This is a genomic window from Krasilnikovia cinnamomea (assembly GCF_004217545.1).
GTDB lineage: Bacteria > Actinomycetota > Actinomycetes > Mycobacteriales > Micromonosporaceae > Actinoplanes > Actinoplanes cinnamomeus.
The window spans coordinates 6,268,395-6,284,272 of the sequence record NZ_SHKY01000001.1 but is presented as its reverse complement, the minus strand read 5'-3'; the positions used below and the strand labels follow the sequence as shown (position 1 = coordinate 6,284,272).

Sequence of the window (15,878 nt, the reverse complement as noted above, 5' to 3'; positions counted from 1 at the left end):
GGTTTTGATCGTACGCGACAGGTCAGTCGCGGGTCCGGGCCTCCCGCCGCAGCTGCGAGGGTGTACGTCCCCACCACCGCCTCGCGCAGCGGGTCAGCACCGCCTGCTCGGCGAAACCCACCAGGTTGCTGACCTGGGCGAAGGGCATGGTCGTGGTGGTGAGGTACGAGCGCGCCCGGGCCCGGCGCACGGAGTCGAGGACGGTGCCGAAGGACGTCCCCTCCGCGGCGAGTTGCCGCTGCAGCGTCCGCGGATGCACGGCCAGCAGGCGGGCCACATCGGCCAGCTCGGTCGATCCGGTACCCAGCGACTGGTCGAGCGTCGCGCGGACCCGCGACGTCACGGCCGCCCCCGACTCGGGAGACTGCTGCGACAGGAACGCCAGCGCCAGCCCCCGGATGGTCGCGTCGACGTCGTCCAGCGTGCGCGACAGCAGGCTGGACGGCAGCCGGAGCACCGCCGCGGAACGACCGAAGCGCACCCGCGCCCCGAACGCCTCCTCGTACCGCCGCCGGGGCGCCACCGGGCCGTGCGGCAGATCGACCGACTTCAGCCCGTACTGGCGGCCGCCGGCCAGGAACATCACCGTACGGTGCAGGAACATCACCGTCATGTCCGTGGCCTGCGGCAGCGGCCGTACCCCCGGAAACGCATAGCGGACGGCGATCACACCGCGGTCCCCTTCCGGGTCGTCGACCACCGAGACACTCTGATCGCGGGCGTGCACGAACATGTAGCGCGACGTGCACTCCAGGGCGTCGGCCACCGACGGCGAATGCTGGATCGCGACCGCCAGCGGGCCCAGCAGGCTAAGGTCCTGCGCCTGACCCACCTGCAGCCCGAGATCGGGACAGCCGAGCTCGGCCGCCGCCACTTCGAGGACCGCCGCCAGCTTCGAGTCTTCGACCAGCAACTCGTCGGTGTCCAACGCCTCCACCGGCAGCCCCACCCGCCGGGCGCAGCCGACGGCGTCGCCGCCGAGCGACTCGACGACCTGCCGGAACTTCTGCAGACCGGCGGAACGGACCAGAGACACCCCTACAGGCTATGTGCCGCCCGGTGCGGGTGCCGCGTGCGCGCGGCAGCACGGTGCGTCACCACCGCTGTGCTGGTGACAGCGACCGCGGATGACCACGCCTGGCTCGCCGAGTGGACTGGTGGCTTTCTTACCTTCCTGTAGGAATTCTTCGGCGTTGGTCTTACCCGTCTCGGCCAGTCTCCTGACAGCCCCCAACGAGCGGGGTCGTGGCGGACGAACAGTCCCCGACACTCAAGGAGTATCCATGCGCAAGATGGCGATCGCGGCCGTGGTAACGGGCGGGACCCTGCTGGCCGGTGGGTTCGCGGCCAGCGCCCACGCCAGCAACTCCCCGGCGCTGCGGCCGACCACGCCGGTCCAGCAGAGCAACGTCGTCGGCGAGTGCTTCGTGCTCGGTGACGCGGGCGTGCGGGGCGCGAGCGGCACCGCGGCGGGTGCTCGCGGCACAACGCCGTCCGAGCCGAAGCGCCCGGAGGGCAGCACGGGCGTCACCTGCACCAGCTTGCCCGGCGGCACCGTCACCGGCAAGACCGGCGGCGTCGTGGTCGGCAAGACCGGCGGCGTCGTGGTCGGCGAGACCGGCTACAGCGGCACCGTCACCGGCAAGACCGGCGGCACCGTCACCGGCAAGACCGGCGGCGCCGTGGTCGGCAAGACTGGCCGCTGACGAGCGCCGGACGCCCCCGGGGCGGCCCGCTGGCCGCCCCGGGGGCGTGCGCGCCGCGCTCCGACGTCCACCGCCTCTCGGCACACTGCGGCGCGGCTGCCTATGCTTCGACTCCCCGCAACCGGTGGAGAGGTATGGCCTGATCGGTATGGCGAACCGGATCGTGTACGCCGAGGACGACCGCGCCACGCGCGAGTCGGTGACGCGCGCCCTCGAACTGGAGGGCTACGAGGTCCACGCGGTCGCGGACGGGGCGGGCGTGTTCGAGGCGGTGGCGGCACAGCATGCCGATGTGATCGTGCTCGACCTGATGATGCCGCACGTCGGCGGGTTGACCGTCTGCCGGCGGCTGCGGGCGGGTGCGAACCGGGCTCCGATCTTGATGGTGACGGCCCGCACGGAGGTGTCGGATCGCGTGGCCGGTCTGGACGCCGGCGCGGACGACTACCTGCCCAAACCCTTCGCCCTGGACGAGCTGTTCGCGCGGGTCCGCGCGCTGCTGCGGCGAGCCCGCTACGACGAGCCGGAGCGCGAGGTACGGGTGGCGGATGTGCGCGTGGACGAGGCCGCACGACGCGTCTGGCGCGGTGACCGCGAGCTGGAGCTGACCAAGACCGAATTCGATCTACTGCAGTTGCTGGTCCGCAACACCGGTGTGGTGCTCAGCCATTCGACTATCTACGGTCGGATCTGGGACTACGACTTTGGGCCGGACTCGAAGGCACTCGCGGTCTACATCGGCTACCTGCGGCGCAAGCTGGAGGCCGGCGGCTCGCCCCGCCTCATCCACACCGTGCGAGGTGTCGGCTACACGTTGCGTGCGCCGTGAACCTGCGTACCCGCCTGGCGCTTGCGCTCGGCACGCTGGCCGCGCTGTCGGTCGTGGCGGCCGGCGCGATCAACTACGCGGTCACGGAGCGGCGCCTGCACGAGGCGGTCGACACCGGCCTGAAGGGTTTCGCGGCGGCGGTCGCGTCGGGCGCCGTCAACAGCGCCAGCTACTGCCCCACCAGCGAGTCCGCGGATGCCACGGCGATCGGCGTCGCCGCTCTGCCAGCCGGCGGCGGTGTGCCGGACATCGTGCAGTGCGCCTATCCGGACGGCCAGGTCGTCTCCTTGATCGGCCCGGACGGCGTGCGGTTGCGGGAGCCGGGCCCGGCGGTAGACGTCGGTGGCGCGGTGCGGGAGCCCTGGACCGAGAGCGTGGGCGGGCGTGACTACCGCGTCATGGTCATCCGGCTCACCGAGCGCGAGCTGCGGATCGCCGAGAGCCTTGCCGAAACGCAGCGCGTGCTCGCCTCGGTGCGGGCCCGGTCCGCGACGGCGGGCCTCGCGATCATCCTGCTGGCCGCCGCGGCGGGCGTCCTCGTCGCCCGCTGGACCAGCGCACCGGTGACCCGGCTGACCGCCACAGCCGAGGCGATCGCCACCACCGGTGACCTGAGCATCGACGTGCCGACCGGCCGTCGCGACGAGGTGGGCCGGCTGGCGCGGGCCTTCGCGGCGATGCTCGCCGCCCTCACCCGCTCGCGCGAACAGCAGCAGCAGCTCGTCCAGGACGCCGGCCACGAGCTGCGCACACCGCTGACCAGCCTGCGGGCCAACGTGGACACGCTGCGACGCTACCCGCACCTCGACCCGAGCCTGCGTGACCGCGTCCTGACCGACCTCGACGGCGAACTGCGAGAGTTGTCCGCGCTCGTCGACGAGGTCGTCGCCCTCGCCGCCGACCGGTACGAGGCCGAGGAGGAGCAGCACGTCGACCTGGCCGACCTGGTGCGACGCGCGACTGAGCGGGCCCGGCGCCGCAGCGGCCGACGCATCGTGGTCGACGCCGTCCCGGCCCCCCTTGTGGCCAGGCCCGAGCACGTGCTGCGCGCCGTCGGCAACCTGCTCGACAACGCCGTCAAGTTCACCGACCCCGGCACACCGATCGAGGTGACCGTACGCCCCGGACGCATCGACGTGCGCGATCACGGACGGGGCATCGACCCGGCGGATCTTCCGCACGTCTTCGACCGTTTCTACCGCGCCGCCGACGCCCGCGCCGCGCCCGGCTCCGGCCTCGGCCTCGCCATCGTGCAACAGATCGTCCACCAGTGCGGCGGCACCGTCCGGGCCGCGAACCACGCGCAGGGCGGCGCGCTCTTCACCATTCAACTGGCGGCCCCACCTCCCACGTCTGCGGAATGAGTCGGAGAGGCGGCGCCACCACGGAACCCGCACGCCGGCGGAGTGCGACCCGTCCTCACCCCCGCAACGCGGAGGCGAAGATCCCGGGCAGGGCCGTCCAGCGGGGCCGCGCGGCGAACGCGGTCAGCCGCCGCCCCGTCGTGGCGGCGGTGCGGTTGGTGACGAACCACGGTGGCTTCGGGGTGATGCTGAACTGCCCCGTGATCACCGACCTGGGCAGCGGACGGAACGGCCCGTACACGACGGTCCGTTCGGGCCGGTGCAGCAGCAGCGAGTTGTGCACCACGCCGCGGCCGCTGCCGATGTCGTCGAGCGGGTGACCGGGGAAGGCACCCCAGGTCGCGCGGGCGGTCAGATAGCCCACGCCGGTCCACGCGTTGACGCCGACGGTGCCGTAGCGCAGGCGGGCGATGATCTCCCGCAGGTGCTCGCCCAGCATCCGCTGCGTGCGCGGGTCGATCACCAGGTTGGCGCCGAGTGTGCCGTGCAGGCGTTCGTTCGCGAGGTGCACCGCGGCGTTGAGGAACTCCAGGCCGGTGCCGGGCAGCTCCGCGACGCCGAGGACCGGGCCGAAGTACTCGGTCCCGAACGCGGACTCGGTCGCGTCGCTGAGGTCCAGCCCCCACAGCAGGGTGCGCCCGGCGGCGCCGTCGACGGCCTCGTGGTTCGGGTGGGCCTGCCGCGCGCCCGCCACCCGCAGGTCGCAGCCGGGATACCAGGCGGGGCGTTCGGGCGCCGCCGCGAACGCGGCGCGCAGCGCGCTGAGGAACTGCTGCTTCTGCGGCCAGTCCTTGCCGACGATCACGATCTGGGCGGCGATGCAGTTGAACCCGCTGTTGTGCAGGCGCTGGGTGGCGATGTGCTCGGCCTGGAACCGGATGTCGGCGTCCGACCAGCGTCCGGGGACCACGATGGTCGGGGAGACACCGCCGAGTTCGCTCGTGATCGGCTTGGTCAGGCGCGGCGTGTGCGCGGCCTTCGCCGCGACACCGGCCGCGCCGGTGCCCCAGACGATCGCGTCGTGGGTGGCCTCGCTGCCGGTGACGTGTACGGCGTGGACACCCGCATGGGTTACCAGGTGGTCGCCGACGGACGCGTCGCCGGTGGCGATGCGCAGGTAGCCACGTTCGATGAACGGGGCGAACACCGCCTCGAACACCGGCAGTAGCGCGTCGGTGACCGGGTTGAGCTTGAGCAGGACCACCCGGTTGTACGCGTACAGCTGGTAGAGCACGTCGAGGGGGGCGATCGAGGTGATGTTGCCGGCGCCCATGACCACGGCGACCCCGGCGGTCTGTTCCGGCGCGCGCAGGCCCAGCCCGGCGTGCTCGCGGGTCTCGCGCTCGGTCACGCCGGGCTCCATCCAGACCTCGGCCGTGAAGCCGCTGAGCAGCAGCCGGTCGTAGACGTGGTGCGGCAGCACGTTGACGGCCACCCGGTCGCCCGGGGCCGCGCCGACGCGGTATCCGTCCAGCAGGTCGCGGCCCTGTTCCAGGCGGACCAGCGTGTCGGCCAGCGCGGGCAGGTAGCCGAGGACGGCCCACGGGCCGCTGGTCCATTCCTCGCCACGCAGCGGCGAGGTGGCGGGCAGCTGTTTGATGTCGCCGGCGATGCGTACCCATTCCTCGGCGTGTTCGGCGACCTTCGCGTGGACCTGCATCAGCAGGGCCCGGCGTGCGGCCAGCGTTTCGCCGGCCCAGCCGCGCTCGCCGTCGGACAGTTCGGCGATCATCTGGTCGAGTCGGGTGGTGACGGTGGGGCTGACGGTCATCGGGGGGAACATCCTTGTCGGCGAGGGGTGGCTGGGGTGGGGCGGGGCGCTAGTCGAGCAGGCCCGCGGGCGTCTCGACGGCACGCTTGAGGATCTTGCCGGTCGGCGACTTGGGCAGCTCGTCGACGAGCCACACGTGCCGCGGGTACTTGTACGCCGCCGCCTGCGCCTTCACGTGCTCGCGCAGCTCGTCGGCCGTGGCGGTGGCTCCCTCCTTGAGCGCGATCGCGGCGCACACCTCCTCGCCCAGTTCGGCGTGCGGTACGCCGATGACGGCCACCTCACGCACCGCCGGGTGCTCGTACAGCAGCTCCTCGATCTCGCGCGGGTACACGTTGTACCCGCCGCGGATGATCATGTCCTTCTTCCGGTCGACGATGAAGAAGTACCCGTCCTCGTCCATGCGCGCAAGGTCGCCGGAGCGGAACCAGCCGTCCGCATCGATCACCTCCGCGGTCGCGTCCGGGCGGCCCCAGTAGCCCTTCATGACGTTGTGGCCACGGATCACGATCTCGCCGACGCCGTTCTCGACGTCGCGCAGCGCCATCTCCACCCCGGCGACGGGCGTGCCGATCGACCCGGCCTTGCGTTCGCGGTCGGCGTGGTTGAACGAGGCCACCGGCGAGGTCTCCGACAGGCCGTAGCCCTCCAGCACGATGCAGCCGAACTGGGCCTCGAACTCGCGCAGCACCTCCACCGGCAGCGCCGCACCGCCGGACGCGCACATCCGCAGGCTGCTCACGTCGAACCGGGCCCGATCGGGGTGGGCCAGCATCGCGACGTACATGGTGGGCACGCCCTCGAAGATGGTGACGCGGTAGCGGTGGATCGTGTCCAGCGCGGCCTGCGCATCGAAGCGCGGCACCAGCGCGAGGCAGGCGCCCGCGGCGACCGTCGCGCTGAGGCCGCAGACCTGCCCGAACGAGTGGAACAGCGGCAGGGCCCCCAGCACGACGTCGTCGGCGGTCAACGTGAACAGGCCGGTCACGACCTCCGTGTTGCGGATCAGGTTGGCGTGGCTCAGCTCGGCGCCCTTCGGCGTACCGGTCGTGCCCGAGGTGTAGAGGATGACCGCGGTGTCGTCCGCGGCCCGCTCGACGACCTGGGGCTGGGGCGTGGTGGCGGCCAGCAGCGCCTCGAACTCCCCCGGCGTCACCAGCAGGCACTCGGTGCCGGCGGCGGCGCCGGCCACGGCGTCCTCGGCGAACCCGTGCCAGGCGAACACCAGTTTGGCCTGCGAGTCATCCAGGTAGAACCCCACCTCACGGGCCTTGAGCAGCACGTTCATCGGCACCACCACCGCGCCGGCGCGCAGGATGCCGAAGTAGGCGGCGGCGAACTGCGGCACGTTCGGCAGCATGATGCCGACCCGGTCACCGGGCTGCACACCGCGTTCGCGCAGCAGCCCGGCCACGTGGGCGCTGGCCGCGTCGAGCTGCGCGAACGACACCTCCGCGGCACCGAGACGGATGGCGGGGGCGGCGCCGTCGCGAGCTGCCGACACGGCGAGATTCGTCGCGAGGTTGGTCATGAGCAGATGTCCCTTTCGTACGTGAATGAACGTGGGGTGTCGCCGGCGGTGTCACCGCGCCAGGCGGCGGCGGTCCCGGTCGGGGTCGACGAGCGTGCATGCGGCCAGCCCGCCGAGCAGGAGCAGGACCCCGGAGAGCACGATGGAATTGCGGTATCCGGCCAGCCCCTGGGTGTCCACCAGGCGGCCGATGAGGACGGGCCCGAGCAGGCCCGCGACGGTCACGACGGCGTTCATGAGACCCAGCGCGCCGCCCCGGCGTCCGGGCGGGGCGAACTCCGCCACCGTGGTGACCGCGATGCTCGCCATCACCCCGCAGATCCCGAACGCGAGGACCATGAACAGTACGGTGAGCGGTCCTCGCTGCCCGCCGGCCAGGGCGAGACAACCCGCCGCGGCGAGAATCAGGGTGATGCCGCCGACCCGGGCACGGGCCCAGCGGCTGCTGACCCCGCGTCGCAGCAGCCATCCGGTCAGCCCGGCCTGGCCCACCACCGCGACGGCGCTGACGGCCCACACCAGGGCCACCAGATTCGCCGCGGTCGTGGTGCGGTAGCCCAGCCCGTTGTGCAGGTACGACGGCAGCCAGACGAGCGCGAGGGCGAGGATCCAGTAGGTGCTGGCGAACCCGGCGGTGACGCCGATCCAGCTGCGGGTGGCGATGATGCGCCGGTATCCGACCGCGCTGGAACCCGGCTTCTCCGTGGTTTCGGCGGTGGCATCCTCGGCCGCGACCGCATGGCGGCCCTGCCGGCCGACGAAGGCCCACACCACTGCCCACAGCACCCCGACGATCGCCACCACGGCGAACGCGGACCGCCAGCCGTACTGCCGCACCACCCACGTCAGCCCGGGCGCGGCGATCACGACACCCAGGGTCGTGCCCGCGGTGATCAGCGCGGTGGGCAGGTTGCGCCGATGGTTCGGGAACCAGGACAGCGCCGTCTGCTGGGCGATGGGAAAGGCGGGCCCTTCGGTGGCGCCCAGCAGGATCCGCGAGGCGAACAGCATCGCGACGCCTCCGCCGAGTGCCATCGGCGACTGCGACACCGACCAGAGCAGGGCCATGCCCAGCAGCAGCCACCGGGGCGAGACCCGGTCGGCCAGGAGCCCGCCGACGGCGCCGAAGAGCGAGAACAGCAGGAAGAACGCGCTGTTCGCCAACCCGAACTGGGTCGCGGACAGGCCGAGGTCCGCCATGATCGGATCGGCGGCGAGACCCAGGACGGCCTTGTCCGCGAAGTTGACCATCATGAAGGCGACCAGCATGGCGGTGACGATCCAGGCACGGCGCCGGTTGCCGGGGCTCGTCTCGGAGAGGCTTGCGGGCGTTGCGGGTGCGACTTCGATACCGGTCACGGGGACTCCGCGGGGGCTGCGGGGAAACAGGGCCTGAACGGGTGTGGCGATCGGTCATCGAGAGGCGCTCAGCGCGTGTGACCTCCACCACCGTGCTTTCGTTACGGGGAGTATCGTTATTAGGAGCCGCCAGGACAAGGGCCTGCGGCAGAAAGATCTGAAAGTCCCGCCCGCGGCCCGGTCAGGCCGGCGCGCCCACCGCGCGGGCGATCATGTCGGTCACCTCGGCGGCGAAGGGCTCATCGGGCAACTCCTGCTCGATGACCAGGCGGAAGATCATCGGCGCCGCCACCAGCGTGGCCGCGGCTCGGACGTCGACCCCGGCGCGCACGTCGCCGCGGGCGATCCCCCGCTCCAGGACCTTCCGCGTCTCCCCCATGATCCTTGTTACGTAGCGCCGGTACGCGCCCTGCGCCTCGCCGCCCTCCTGGGAGGCGGCGATCAGCCCGGCCAGCAGTTGGACCGTCCCCGGCATCCGGTATGCCTGCAGACGCGCGTCCAGCACCGCCCGCAACTCGGCGCGGAAATCCCCCAGATCGGGCACGCTGAGCGTCCCGATCCGGGTCTCGGCAGCGGCGATCAGCAGGTCATGCTTGCCCGGCCAGCGCCGGTAGATGGCGGGCTTGCTCACCCCCGCGCGCGCCGCCACCGCGTCCATGGTGACCGCGCCGAGGCCCTGCTCCGCCACCAGGTCCAGCACCGCCGAGAGGACCGCGCCGGTGACGCGTTCCTCCCGGGGGCGTCCCGGCCGTCGTTCCACCCGTACCTCGGCCATAGCGAAAGCGTACGGGCGCAGATCAGGGCGTCACGATCGCGAAGCTCGGATCGGGCGCGTCGAGGTATCCCGCCAGCCGTAGCAGGACGCCGAAGTCGCCGTCGTGGGTGGCCCCGCCGGGGCCCTGGCCCGCGAGAAGGCCCAGCAGATCCCGCTTGGTCAGGGTGAGGCTCAGGTCGGCCCGCCCGGCACCCGGGTCGCGCTGCTGCAGGAGCACCCCGTTGCGCAGCGTCGTGCGATACGACTCGCCCAAATCGGTGAACGTCCAGTCGATGACGACCGTGTCGTGCCACGCCTTGGGCGCGTCGACCCGGATCGCCAGCGTGTCGAAGATCTGCTCGATCGACAGTACGGCGGCCATGCCGCTGCCGAGGTCCACCGGCGCCACCTTCGGGCCGTGCCGCAGTTCCTGCGCACCGGTCAGGTAGAAGTTGCGCCAGATGCCGTTCTCCGCACCGTACGCGAGCCGCTCGAACACCTGGGCCAGCAGCTCCTTCGCGTCGCCGCGATCCGGGTCGGCGAAGACGGCGTGCTGCAGCAGCTGCACGGCGAACCGCAGGTCCCCACCGTCGACGTAGCCGCCCGCCTTGGCCAGCACGGCGTCCACGCCGCCGAGGCACTCGACGTACCGTCTGGCGGTCTCCACCGGCGGGTGCTGCCACAGATTGACCGGGTTGCCGTCGAACCAGCCGAGGTACCGCTGGTACACGGCCTTGACGTTGTGCGACACCGAGCCGTAGTAGCCGCGCGCGTGCCAGGCCGCGTCCAACGCCGGCGGCAGCTGGATCATCTCGGCGATCTCGATCCCGGTGTGGCCCTGGTTGAGCAGCCGCAGCGTCTGGTCGTGCAGGAACGCGTACAGGTCGCGCTGCTCGGACAGGAACCGCATCATGTCGTCGTGGCCCCAGGTCGGCCAGTGGTGCGAGGCGAACAGGACGTCCGCCCGGCCGTCGAACACGGTGATCGCCTCGGTCAGGTACCGCGACCAGACCCGGGCGTCGCGGACCAGCGCGCCGCGCAGGGTCAGCACGTTGTGCATGGTGTGCGTGGCGTTCTCGGCCATGCAGAGCGCGCGGTGGTCGGGGAACAGGAAGTTCATCTCCGCGGGCGCCTCGGTGCCCGGCGTCAGCTGGAACACCATGCGCACGCCGTCGACGACCTCCTCCTGCCCGGTGTGCGTGATGTGGACCGTGGGCGGGAGCAACGACACGGTGCCGGTGGAGGAGGCCAGGCCCAGCCCGAAACCGATCTGCCCGGCCGCTCCGGTCGGCAGCGTGCTGCCGTACATGAAACCCGCCCGGCGGGTCATCGCCGTGCCGGCATAGACGTTCTCCGCCACGGCGTGTTCCATGAAGCCGACCGGCGCGAGGATCGGGACGCCGCCGTCGGTGACACCCGCGACACCGCCGAAATGGTCGGCGTGGGAGTGGCTGTAGACCACCGCGGTGACCGGGCGGTCGCCGCGATGTGCGCGGTACAGGCCGAGCGCCGCCGCGGCGGTCTCCACACTAAGCAGGGGGTCGATGACGACCACTCCGGTGTCGCCTTCGACGATCGTCATGTTGGAGATGTCCAGGCCGCGGACCTGGTAGATGCCCTCGGCGACCTGGTAGAGGCCCTGACGGGCGCAGAGCTGGCTCTGCCGCCACAGGTTCGGGTTCGCGGTGTCCGGGCACTCGCCCGCCAACAGCGCCGCCCATCCGTCGGCGTCCCACACGACCCGCCCGTCGGAGGCCCTGACGACCCCGGGGGTCAGCGCCGCGACGAAGCCGCGATCGGCGTTGTCGAAATCGAAATCGGGTGTAGTACTCATCGAGAGTCTCCGTAAGTGAGCGCGGTCCGGCAGGGCCGTTTGCGGGGGGCCGTCCCGGGAACGGGTTTCGTCGCGGTGCGGCCCGTGCAGGTCACGGGGTGGCGTTGTCCGCGGAAGGCCGCGCGGTGCCCGGCTGGCGAAGCGCGCCCGGCGCGCCCGCCGGGACCGCGGGCCGGACCGGCGCGACCGGCGCCAGGCGCTGGTACGGGGAACCCAGCGCCGGTCGCGGGTCGGCCTCGCCCCGGTTGGGCCAGAACGACATGGCGCGCTCGGCCTGCGCGGTGATAGTCAGCGATGGGTTCACCCCCAGATTGGCCGACACCGTCGAGCCGTCGGCGACGTGGATGCCCGGGTGCCCGTACATCCGGTGGTACGGGTCGACGACGCCGGTCCGCACGGAGTCGCCGATGGCGCAACCGCCGATGAAGTGGGCCGTCATCGGAATGTTGGCGACCTCCCCGAGGGAGCCGCCCGCCACACCATCGATCTTGGCAGAGACCCGGCGCGCCACGTCGTTAGCGGCGGGAATCCAGGTCGGATTCGGCTCGCCGTGGCCGGGACCGGAGGTCAGCTTGAACCGGCCCAGTGCGGTCCTGCGCCCGCGTACGGTGATGGAGTTGTCCAGTGCCTGCATCACCAGCAGGATGATCGTCCGCTCGGACCAGTTCCGCGGCGAGAACCAGGTCCACTGCCGCGGCTGGGTGAGCAGCGTGCGCAGCCACGTCATCCAGCGCGGGTGGCCCTGGTCGCCGTCGGTGAGCGCGGTCTGCAGGAACGCCATCGCGTTGCTGCCCTTGCCGTAGCGCACCGGCTCGATGTGCGTGTGGTCGTCGATGTGGATCGAGGACGTGATCGCGACGCCCTGGGTGTAGGCGGGATTCTTGGCTCGCGCCTTGACGCCCAGGATGGACTCGGAGTTTGTCCGGGAGAGCTGACCGAGTCTTTCGGAGACGTTCGGCAGCGAGCCGGTGTCGCGCAGCCGGTGCAGCAACCTCTGCGTGTTGTAGGTGCCGGCCGAGAAGACGACCTGCTCGGCGGTGAAGGTGCGCCGGTTGCGCCGACGGCGGGCGGACCGGCCCGTCGTCACCGTGTCCACGGCGTACCCGCCGCCGGGCAGCGGCTTGACGTCGACGACGGTCGTCATCGGGTGGATGGCGCAGCCGTTGCGTTCCGCCAGGTAAAGGTAGTTCTTGTCCAGCGTGTTCTTGGCGTTGTGACGGCAGCCGGTCATGCACGAGCCGCACTCGACGCAGGTGTGGCGTCTGGGTCCGGCACCGCCGAAGAACGGGTCGTCGACCTCGGTGCCGGGTTGCTGGCCGGCCTCGCCGAAGAGCACGCCGACCGGCGTCAGCGTGAAGCTGCGCCCGACACCCATGTCGTCGGCCACCGACTTGACGACGTTGTCGGCCTCGGTGACGGTGGGGTTCTGGGTGACTCCGAGCATGCGCCGGGCCTGGTCGTAGTGGGCCTCGAGCTCATCGCGCCAGTCGGTGATGTGCGCCCACTGCGGGTCGGTGAAGAACGGCGCGAGCGGCTGGTACAGCGTGTTGGCGTAGTTCAGGGAGCCGCCGCCGACACCCGCGCCGCCGAGGATGACTACGTCGCGCAGCAGGTGGATGCGCTGGATGCCGTACAGGCCCAGGGCCGGGGCCCACACGAACCTGCGCGCATCCCAGGAGGTCTTGGGTAGTTCCTCGCTGGTGTAGCGTCGGCCGGCTTCGAGCACACCGACGCGGTAGTTCTTCTCCGTCAGCCGCAGCGCGGACACGGAACTGCCGAAGCCGGATCCGATGACGAGCACGTCGTAGTCGTGGTTGGTCATGAGGGGGGCCTTCCGCAGAGGGGCAGATCGTGTTCGGCGCTGGTCGAGGGGGAACCGGCGCGTCGTTCCCGGCGGGTGTGCACTGTCATCCGGTGCATCGGCGGTTCGGCGACCGCTAATACATTACGGCGAGTATCGTAATTTAGCTTCGGCAGGGCAAGACCCTGGTGAAGGGAAAATCAGCCGGCTTGCGCTCCGAGGAAGCGCTGTGCCCACAGCCGGAGCATCGCGTCGTCGAAGCTCGGGTCCTCGCGCAGCACTCCGGTCAGCGCGAGGCCGCGGTACAGCACCAGCAGGGACTCGCAGATCAGCGCGAAGTCGTCCCGCTCGGTCACCTCCGGCCCGAGGATGTCGCCGATCAAAGCGCGCTGGGCCGCCCCGAAGTCGCGTTCCCCGGGCAGCAGCGCGGCCTTGAGATCGGGGTCGGTGCGGGCCGCGAGCCACAGCTCCAGCGCGGCCAGGAAGTACGGGCCGGACATCTCCGCCTTGAGCAGCGCGAGCCCCTGCCCGAGGGTCGGCGTGCCACCCGGCGCCTCGGCGCGGATCCGGGCGAGCCGGGCCTCCGCGACGTGGTGGGTGGCGGCCGCGAGCAGGTCGGCCTTGGAGGAGAAGTGGTGCAGCAGGGCGCCCCGGGAGACACCGGCCCGTTCCTGCACCCGCTGGGTGGTGGTGCGCGCGAAGCCATGCTCGACGAGGCAGTCGATGGTCGCGTCGAGAAGCCGCTGCCGGGTCTCCTCCCGGCGTTGCTGCTGGGTGCGACGGGCGTCGGGCATGGGATGAGCGTACGGGTGAGAGCCGGCCCACAAACAAACCGTCTGGACGGACGGTAAGTTCGCGTCTATGGTCCTGATCAGCCGGTACAGCGATCCCCAGGGGGCCAGCGATGAGTGACACACCCGTCCGCGCGGTCCGCGCCTGATGACCGTCGAGATAACCGGCACCGCGCAGTGGCAGGCATGGCGCTGCGGCGCACTGCCCGGGGTCGAGCGGGTGCGCGAAGGGCTCTGGTCCGTTCCGGTACCGATCCCGGACAACCCGCTGCGCTACGTCCTGGTGTACGCGTTGGAGGCGGCCGACGGCCTGGTCCTGATCGACGCCGGCTGGGACGCGGACGCCTCCTGGGCGGCGCTCAACCTCGGCCTGGCGGAGATCGGCGCGGCGGTCGGCGACGTTCGCGCGGTCCTGGTCACCCACCACCACGCCGACCACCTCGGTCTGGCCGGACGCATCCGTGAGGCGTCCGGCGCCTGGATCGCGATCCACCGCCTGGACGCGCCCCGCGAGGGTCCGGACCGGCACTCGCCCGCCAGCTGGCGTTCATCGGTGGCGGAGAACATGGTGCGGCACGGCACGCCGCGGGCGCTGGCCCGCAGTGCGGCCGCGGCGATGGACGCCGAGACGTTCCTCGACGCGGCGGCCCCGGACGTCACCTTCGAGGACGGCGAGCGGATCCGGCTGCCGGGTGTGAATCTCCAGGTGGTGTGGACGCCGGGCCACAGCCCCGGGCACAGCTGCTTCTACGAGCCGCAACGCCGGCTGCTGTTCTCCGGAGACCACGTCCTGCCCCGGATCACGCCCCAGGTGGCCGTGTACGCCGGGAGCCGCAGCGACCCGCTGGCCGACTTCCTGGACTCCCTCGGGCGCCTGGAGGAGTTCGACGTCGAGGAGGTTCTGCCCGCCCACGAGTACCGCTTCCGCGGACTGTCCCCACGGCTTGCCGACATGGCCGAGCACCACGTCCGGCGCCTGCTGGAGCTACGCGGGGCCGTAGAGGCGCATCCCGGCTCGACCGCCTGGGAGCTCGCGGGACGGCTGCTGTGGTCCCGGCCGTGGGAGACCTTCTCGGCCGAGTCCTGCTGCTTCGCGCTGGCCGAGACCCTGGCGCATCTGATCCGGCTGGAGAACCGCGGCGAGGTCCGCAGCACCGCCCTGGAGCCCGTCCGCTGGTTCCGCCGCTGACCCTCCCCTACGACGCTCCCGGTGCCATGGTCCGGCGGCGCGGTGCCGCCGGACCATGCCCGGAGTCGCGGGTGTGCGGGCTACGTGTTGTTCGCCAGAGCGACGAGCCGGTCACGGGCGCCGTTGAAGTAGTTCCGGTCCACGTCACCGGCGATACCCGGCACCCGGCCAGACGCCGTGTACTGCCAGAACGTGTACACGTTCCAGCCACTCGGCAGGGTGCCCGGCCCGCTCGCCCACCGCGCGATCCACAAGGGATGGTGCGCCGCGAACCCGCCGTAGTTGCCGGTGCAGGTGGTCCACCAGCTCGTCGTGGTGTAGATGACGGCGTACCGGCCGGTGCGGGTGCGGTAGGTGGCGAGGAAGTCGGCGATCCAATCGCGCATACCGGCCTGGCTGAGGCCGTAACACACTGCGCCGTAGGGGTTGTACTCGATGTCGAGTGCGGCGGGCAGCGTGCGGCCGTCGGCGGACCAGGCGCCGCCGTTGCTGGCCAGGAAGTTCGCCTGCGTCGCACCGGAGGACCGGTCCGGCAGCGCGAAGTGGTACGCCCCGCGGACGACGCCGGCCCTGTACGCCGCTGTGTAGTTGGTGCCGAAGCGGGGATCGAGGTAGCCGGTGCCCTCAGTGGCTTTGATGAAGGCGAACTCTGTGCCTGCGTTGCGGACTGTCGGCCAGTCGATCGCGCCCTGGTGGTTCGATACGTCGATACCTGCCGTCGTGGCCGCCTGGGCGGCGGCCGGCATGGCCGTCAACACGGCGGCAACAACGGTGACGGCCAGGGTGAGGGCGAGTGGCCGGCGGGCACGGTGGTGCCCGGGTACGGGACGGCGGTGGCCTGCACTGATCATCGGATCCCCCTCGGGTGGGGTGAGAGATGAGTCGGGATGCAGGCCATTATTGAAGGTAACTTCTTGGCAACACAATGGTAAAAGTTGAAAACTTTCAA

13 protein-coding genes are annotated in these 15,878 nt (G+C 71.4%); 4 read left to right on the top strand and 9 right to left on the bottom strand.

Features of this window, described 5'->3' with window-relative positions:
- Nucleotides 1-22 precede the first annotated feature (22 nt).
- On the bottom strand, nt 23-1,036 hold the full coding sequence (locus tag EV385_RS28295; RefSeq protein WP_130512210.1) for an AraC family transcriptional regulator: 1,014 nt from the start codon (nt 1,034-1,036) through the stop codon (nt 23-25).
- Nucleotides 1,037-1,283: 247 nt separating this feature from the next.
- Here EV385_RS28295 and EV385_RS28290 point away from each other — a divergent pair, with 247 nt between their 5' ends.
- From EV385_RS28290 to EV385_RS28280, 3 genes are all read left to right on the top strand, one after another.
- Complete coding sequence (locus EV385_RS28290; RefSeq protein WP_130512209.1) at nt 1,284-1,706, top strand: hypothetical protein; 423 nt, start codon at nt 1,284-1,286, stop codon at nt 1,704-1,706.
- A gap of 148 nt (nt 1,707-1,854) precedes the next feature.
- Nucleotides 1,855-2,535, top strand: a complete 681-nt coding sequence (locus EV385_RS28285; RefSeq protein WP_130512208.1) for a response regulator transcription factor — start codon at nt 1,855-1,857, stop codon at nt 2,533-2,535.
- Nucleotides 2,532-3,899 carry a sensor histidine kinase gene (locus EV385_RS28280; protein WP_130512207.1) on the top strand — a complete coding sequence of 456 codons (1,368 nt, stop codon included), beginning with the start codon at nt 2,532-2,534 and terminating at the stop codon, nt 3,897-3,899. Before EV385_RS28285 ends, EV385_RS28280 begins: the two co-directional genes overlap by 4 nt.
- Nucleotides 3,900-3,954: 55 nt before the next feature.
- On the opposite strand, the gene EV385_RS28275 is transcribed toward EV385_RS28280, so the two are convergent.
- The 7 genes from EV385_RS28275 to EV385_RS28245 all read right to left on the bottom strand — a co-directional run bounded on the left by EV385_RS28275 (nt 3,955) and on the right by EV385_RS28245 (nt 13,743).
- Nucleotides 3,955-5,670, bottom strand: a complete 1,716-nt coding sequence (locus EV385_RS28275; protein ID WP_130512206.1) for an aldehyde dehydrogenase family protein — start codon at nt 5,668-5,670, stop codon at nt 3,955-3,957.
- 49 nt (nt 5,671-5,719) lie between these two features.
- Nucleotides 5,720-7,201, bottom strand: coding sequence for a long-chain-fatty-acid--CoA ligase (locus tag EV385_RS28270; protein WP_130512205.1), 1,482 nt, complete (start codon nt 7,199-7,201; stop codon nt 5,720-5,722).
- Between the two features lie 51 nt (nt 7,202-7,252).
- Complete coding sequence (locus EV385_RS28265; RefSeq protein ID WP_207229987.1) at nt 7,253-8,560, bottom strand: MFS transporter; 1,308 nt, start codon at nt 8,558-8,560, stop codon at nt 7,253-7,255.
- A gap of 181 nt (nt 8,561-8,741) precedes the next feature.
- A complete protein-coding gene (locus EV385_RS28260) occupies nt 8,742-9,335 on the bottom strand; it encodes a TetR/AcrR family transcriptional regulator (RefSeq protein WP_130512204.1) in 594 nt (197 codons plus the stop codon).
- Nucleotides 9,336-9,357: 22 nt separating this feature from the next.
- Entirely contained in the window at nt 9,358-11,148 is a 1,791-nt protein-coding gene (locus EV385_RS28255) for an alkyl/aryl-sulfatase (protein WP_130512203.1), read from the bottom strand.
- A gap of 91 nt (nt 11,149-11,239) precedes the next feature.
- Nucleotides 11,240-12,970 carry a GMC family oxidoreductase gene (locus tag EV385_RS28250; protein WP_130512202.1) on the bottom strand — a complete coding sequence of 577 codons (1,731 nt, stop codon included), beginning with the start codon at nt 12,968-12,970 and terminating at the stop codon, nt 11,240-11,242.
- Between the two features lie 179 nt (nt 12,971-13,149).
- Nucleotides 13,150-13,743 (bottom strand): TetR/AcrR family transcriptional regulator, encoded by a 594-nt coding sequence (locus EV385_RS28245; RefSeq protein WP_130512201.1) that lies wholly within the window; start codon nt 13,741-13,743, stop codon nt 13,150-13,152.
- A gap of 145 nt (nt 13,744-13,888) precedes the next feature.
- Here EV385_RS28245 and EV385_RS28240 point away from each other — a divergent pair, with 145 nt between their 5' ends.
- Entirely contained in the window at nt 13,889-14,929 is a 1,041-nt protein-coding gene (locus EV385_RS28240) for an MBL fold metallo-hydrolase (protein WP_130512200.1), read from the top strand.
- An 80-nt stretch (nt 14,930-15,009) separates the two neighbouring features.
- Here EV385_RS28240 and EV385_RS28235 read toward each other — a convergent pair whose 3' ends face one another.
- Nucleotides 15,010-15,780, bottom strand: a complete 771-nt coding sequence (locus EV385_RS28235) for a GH25 family lysozyme (RefSeq protein ID WP_130512199.1) — start codon at nt 15,778-15,780, stop codon at nt 15,010-15,012.
- Nucleotides 15,781-15,878: the final 98 nt, after the last annotated feature.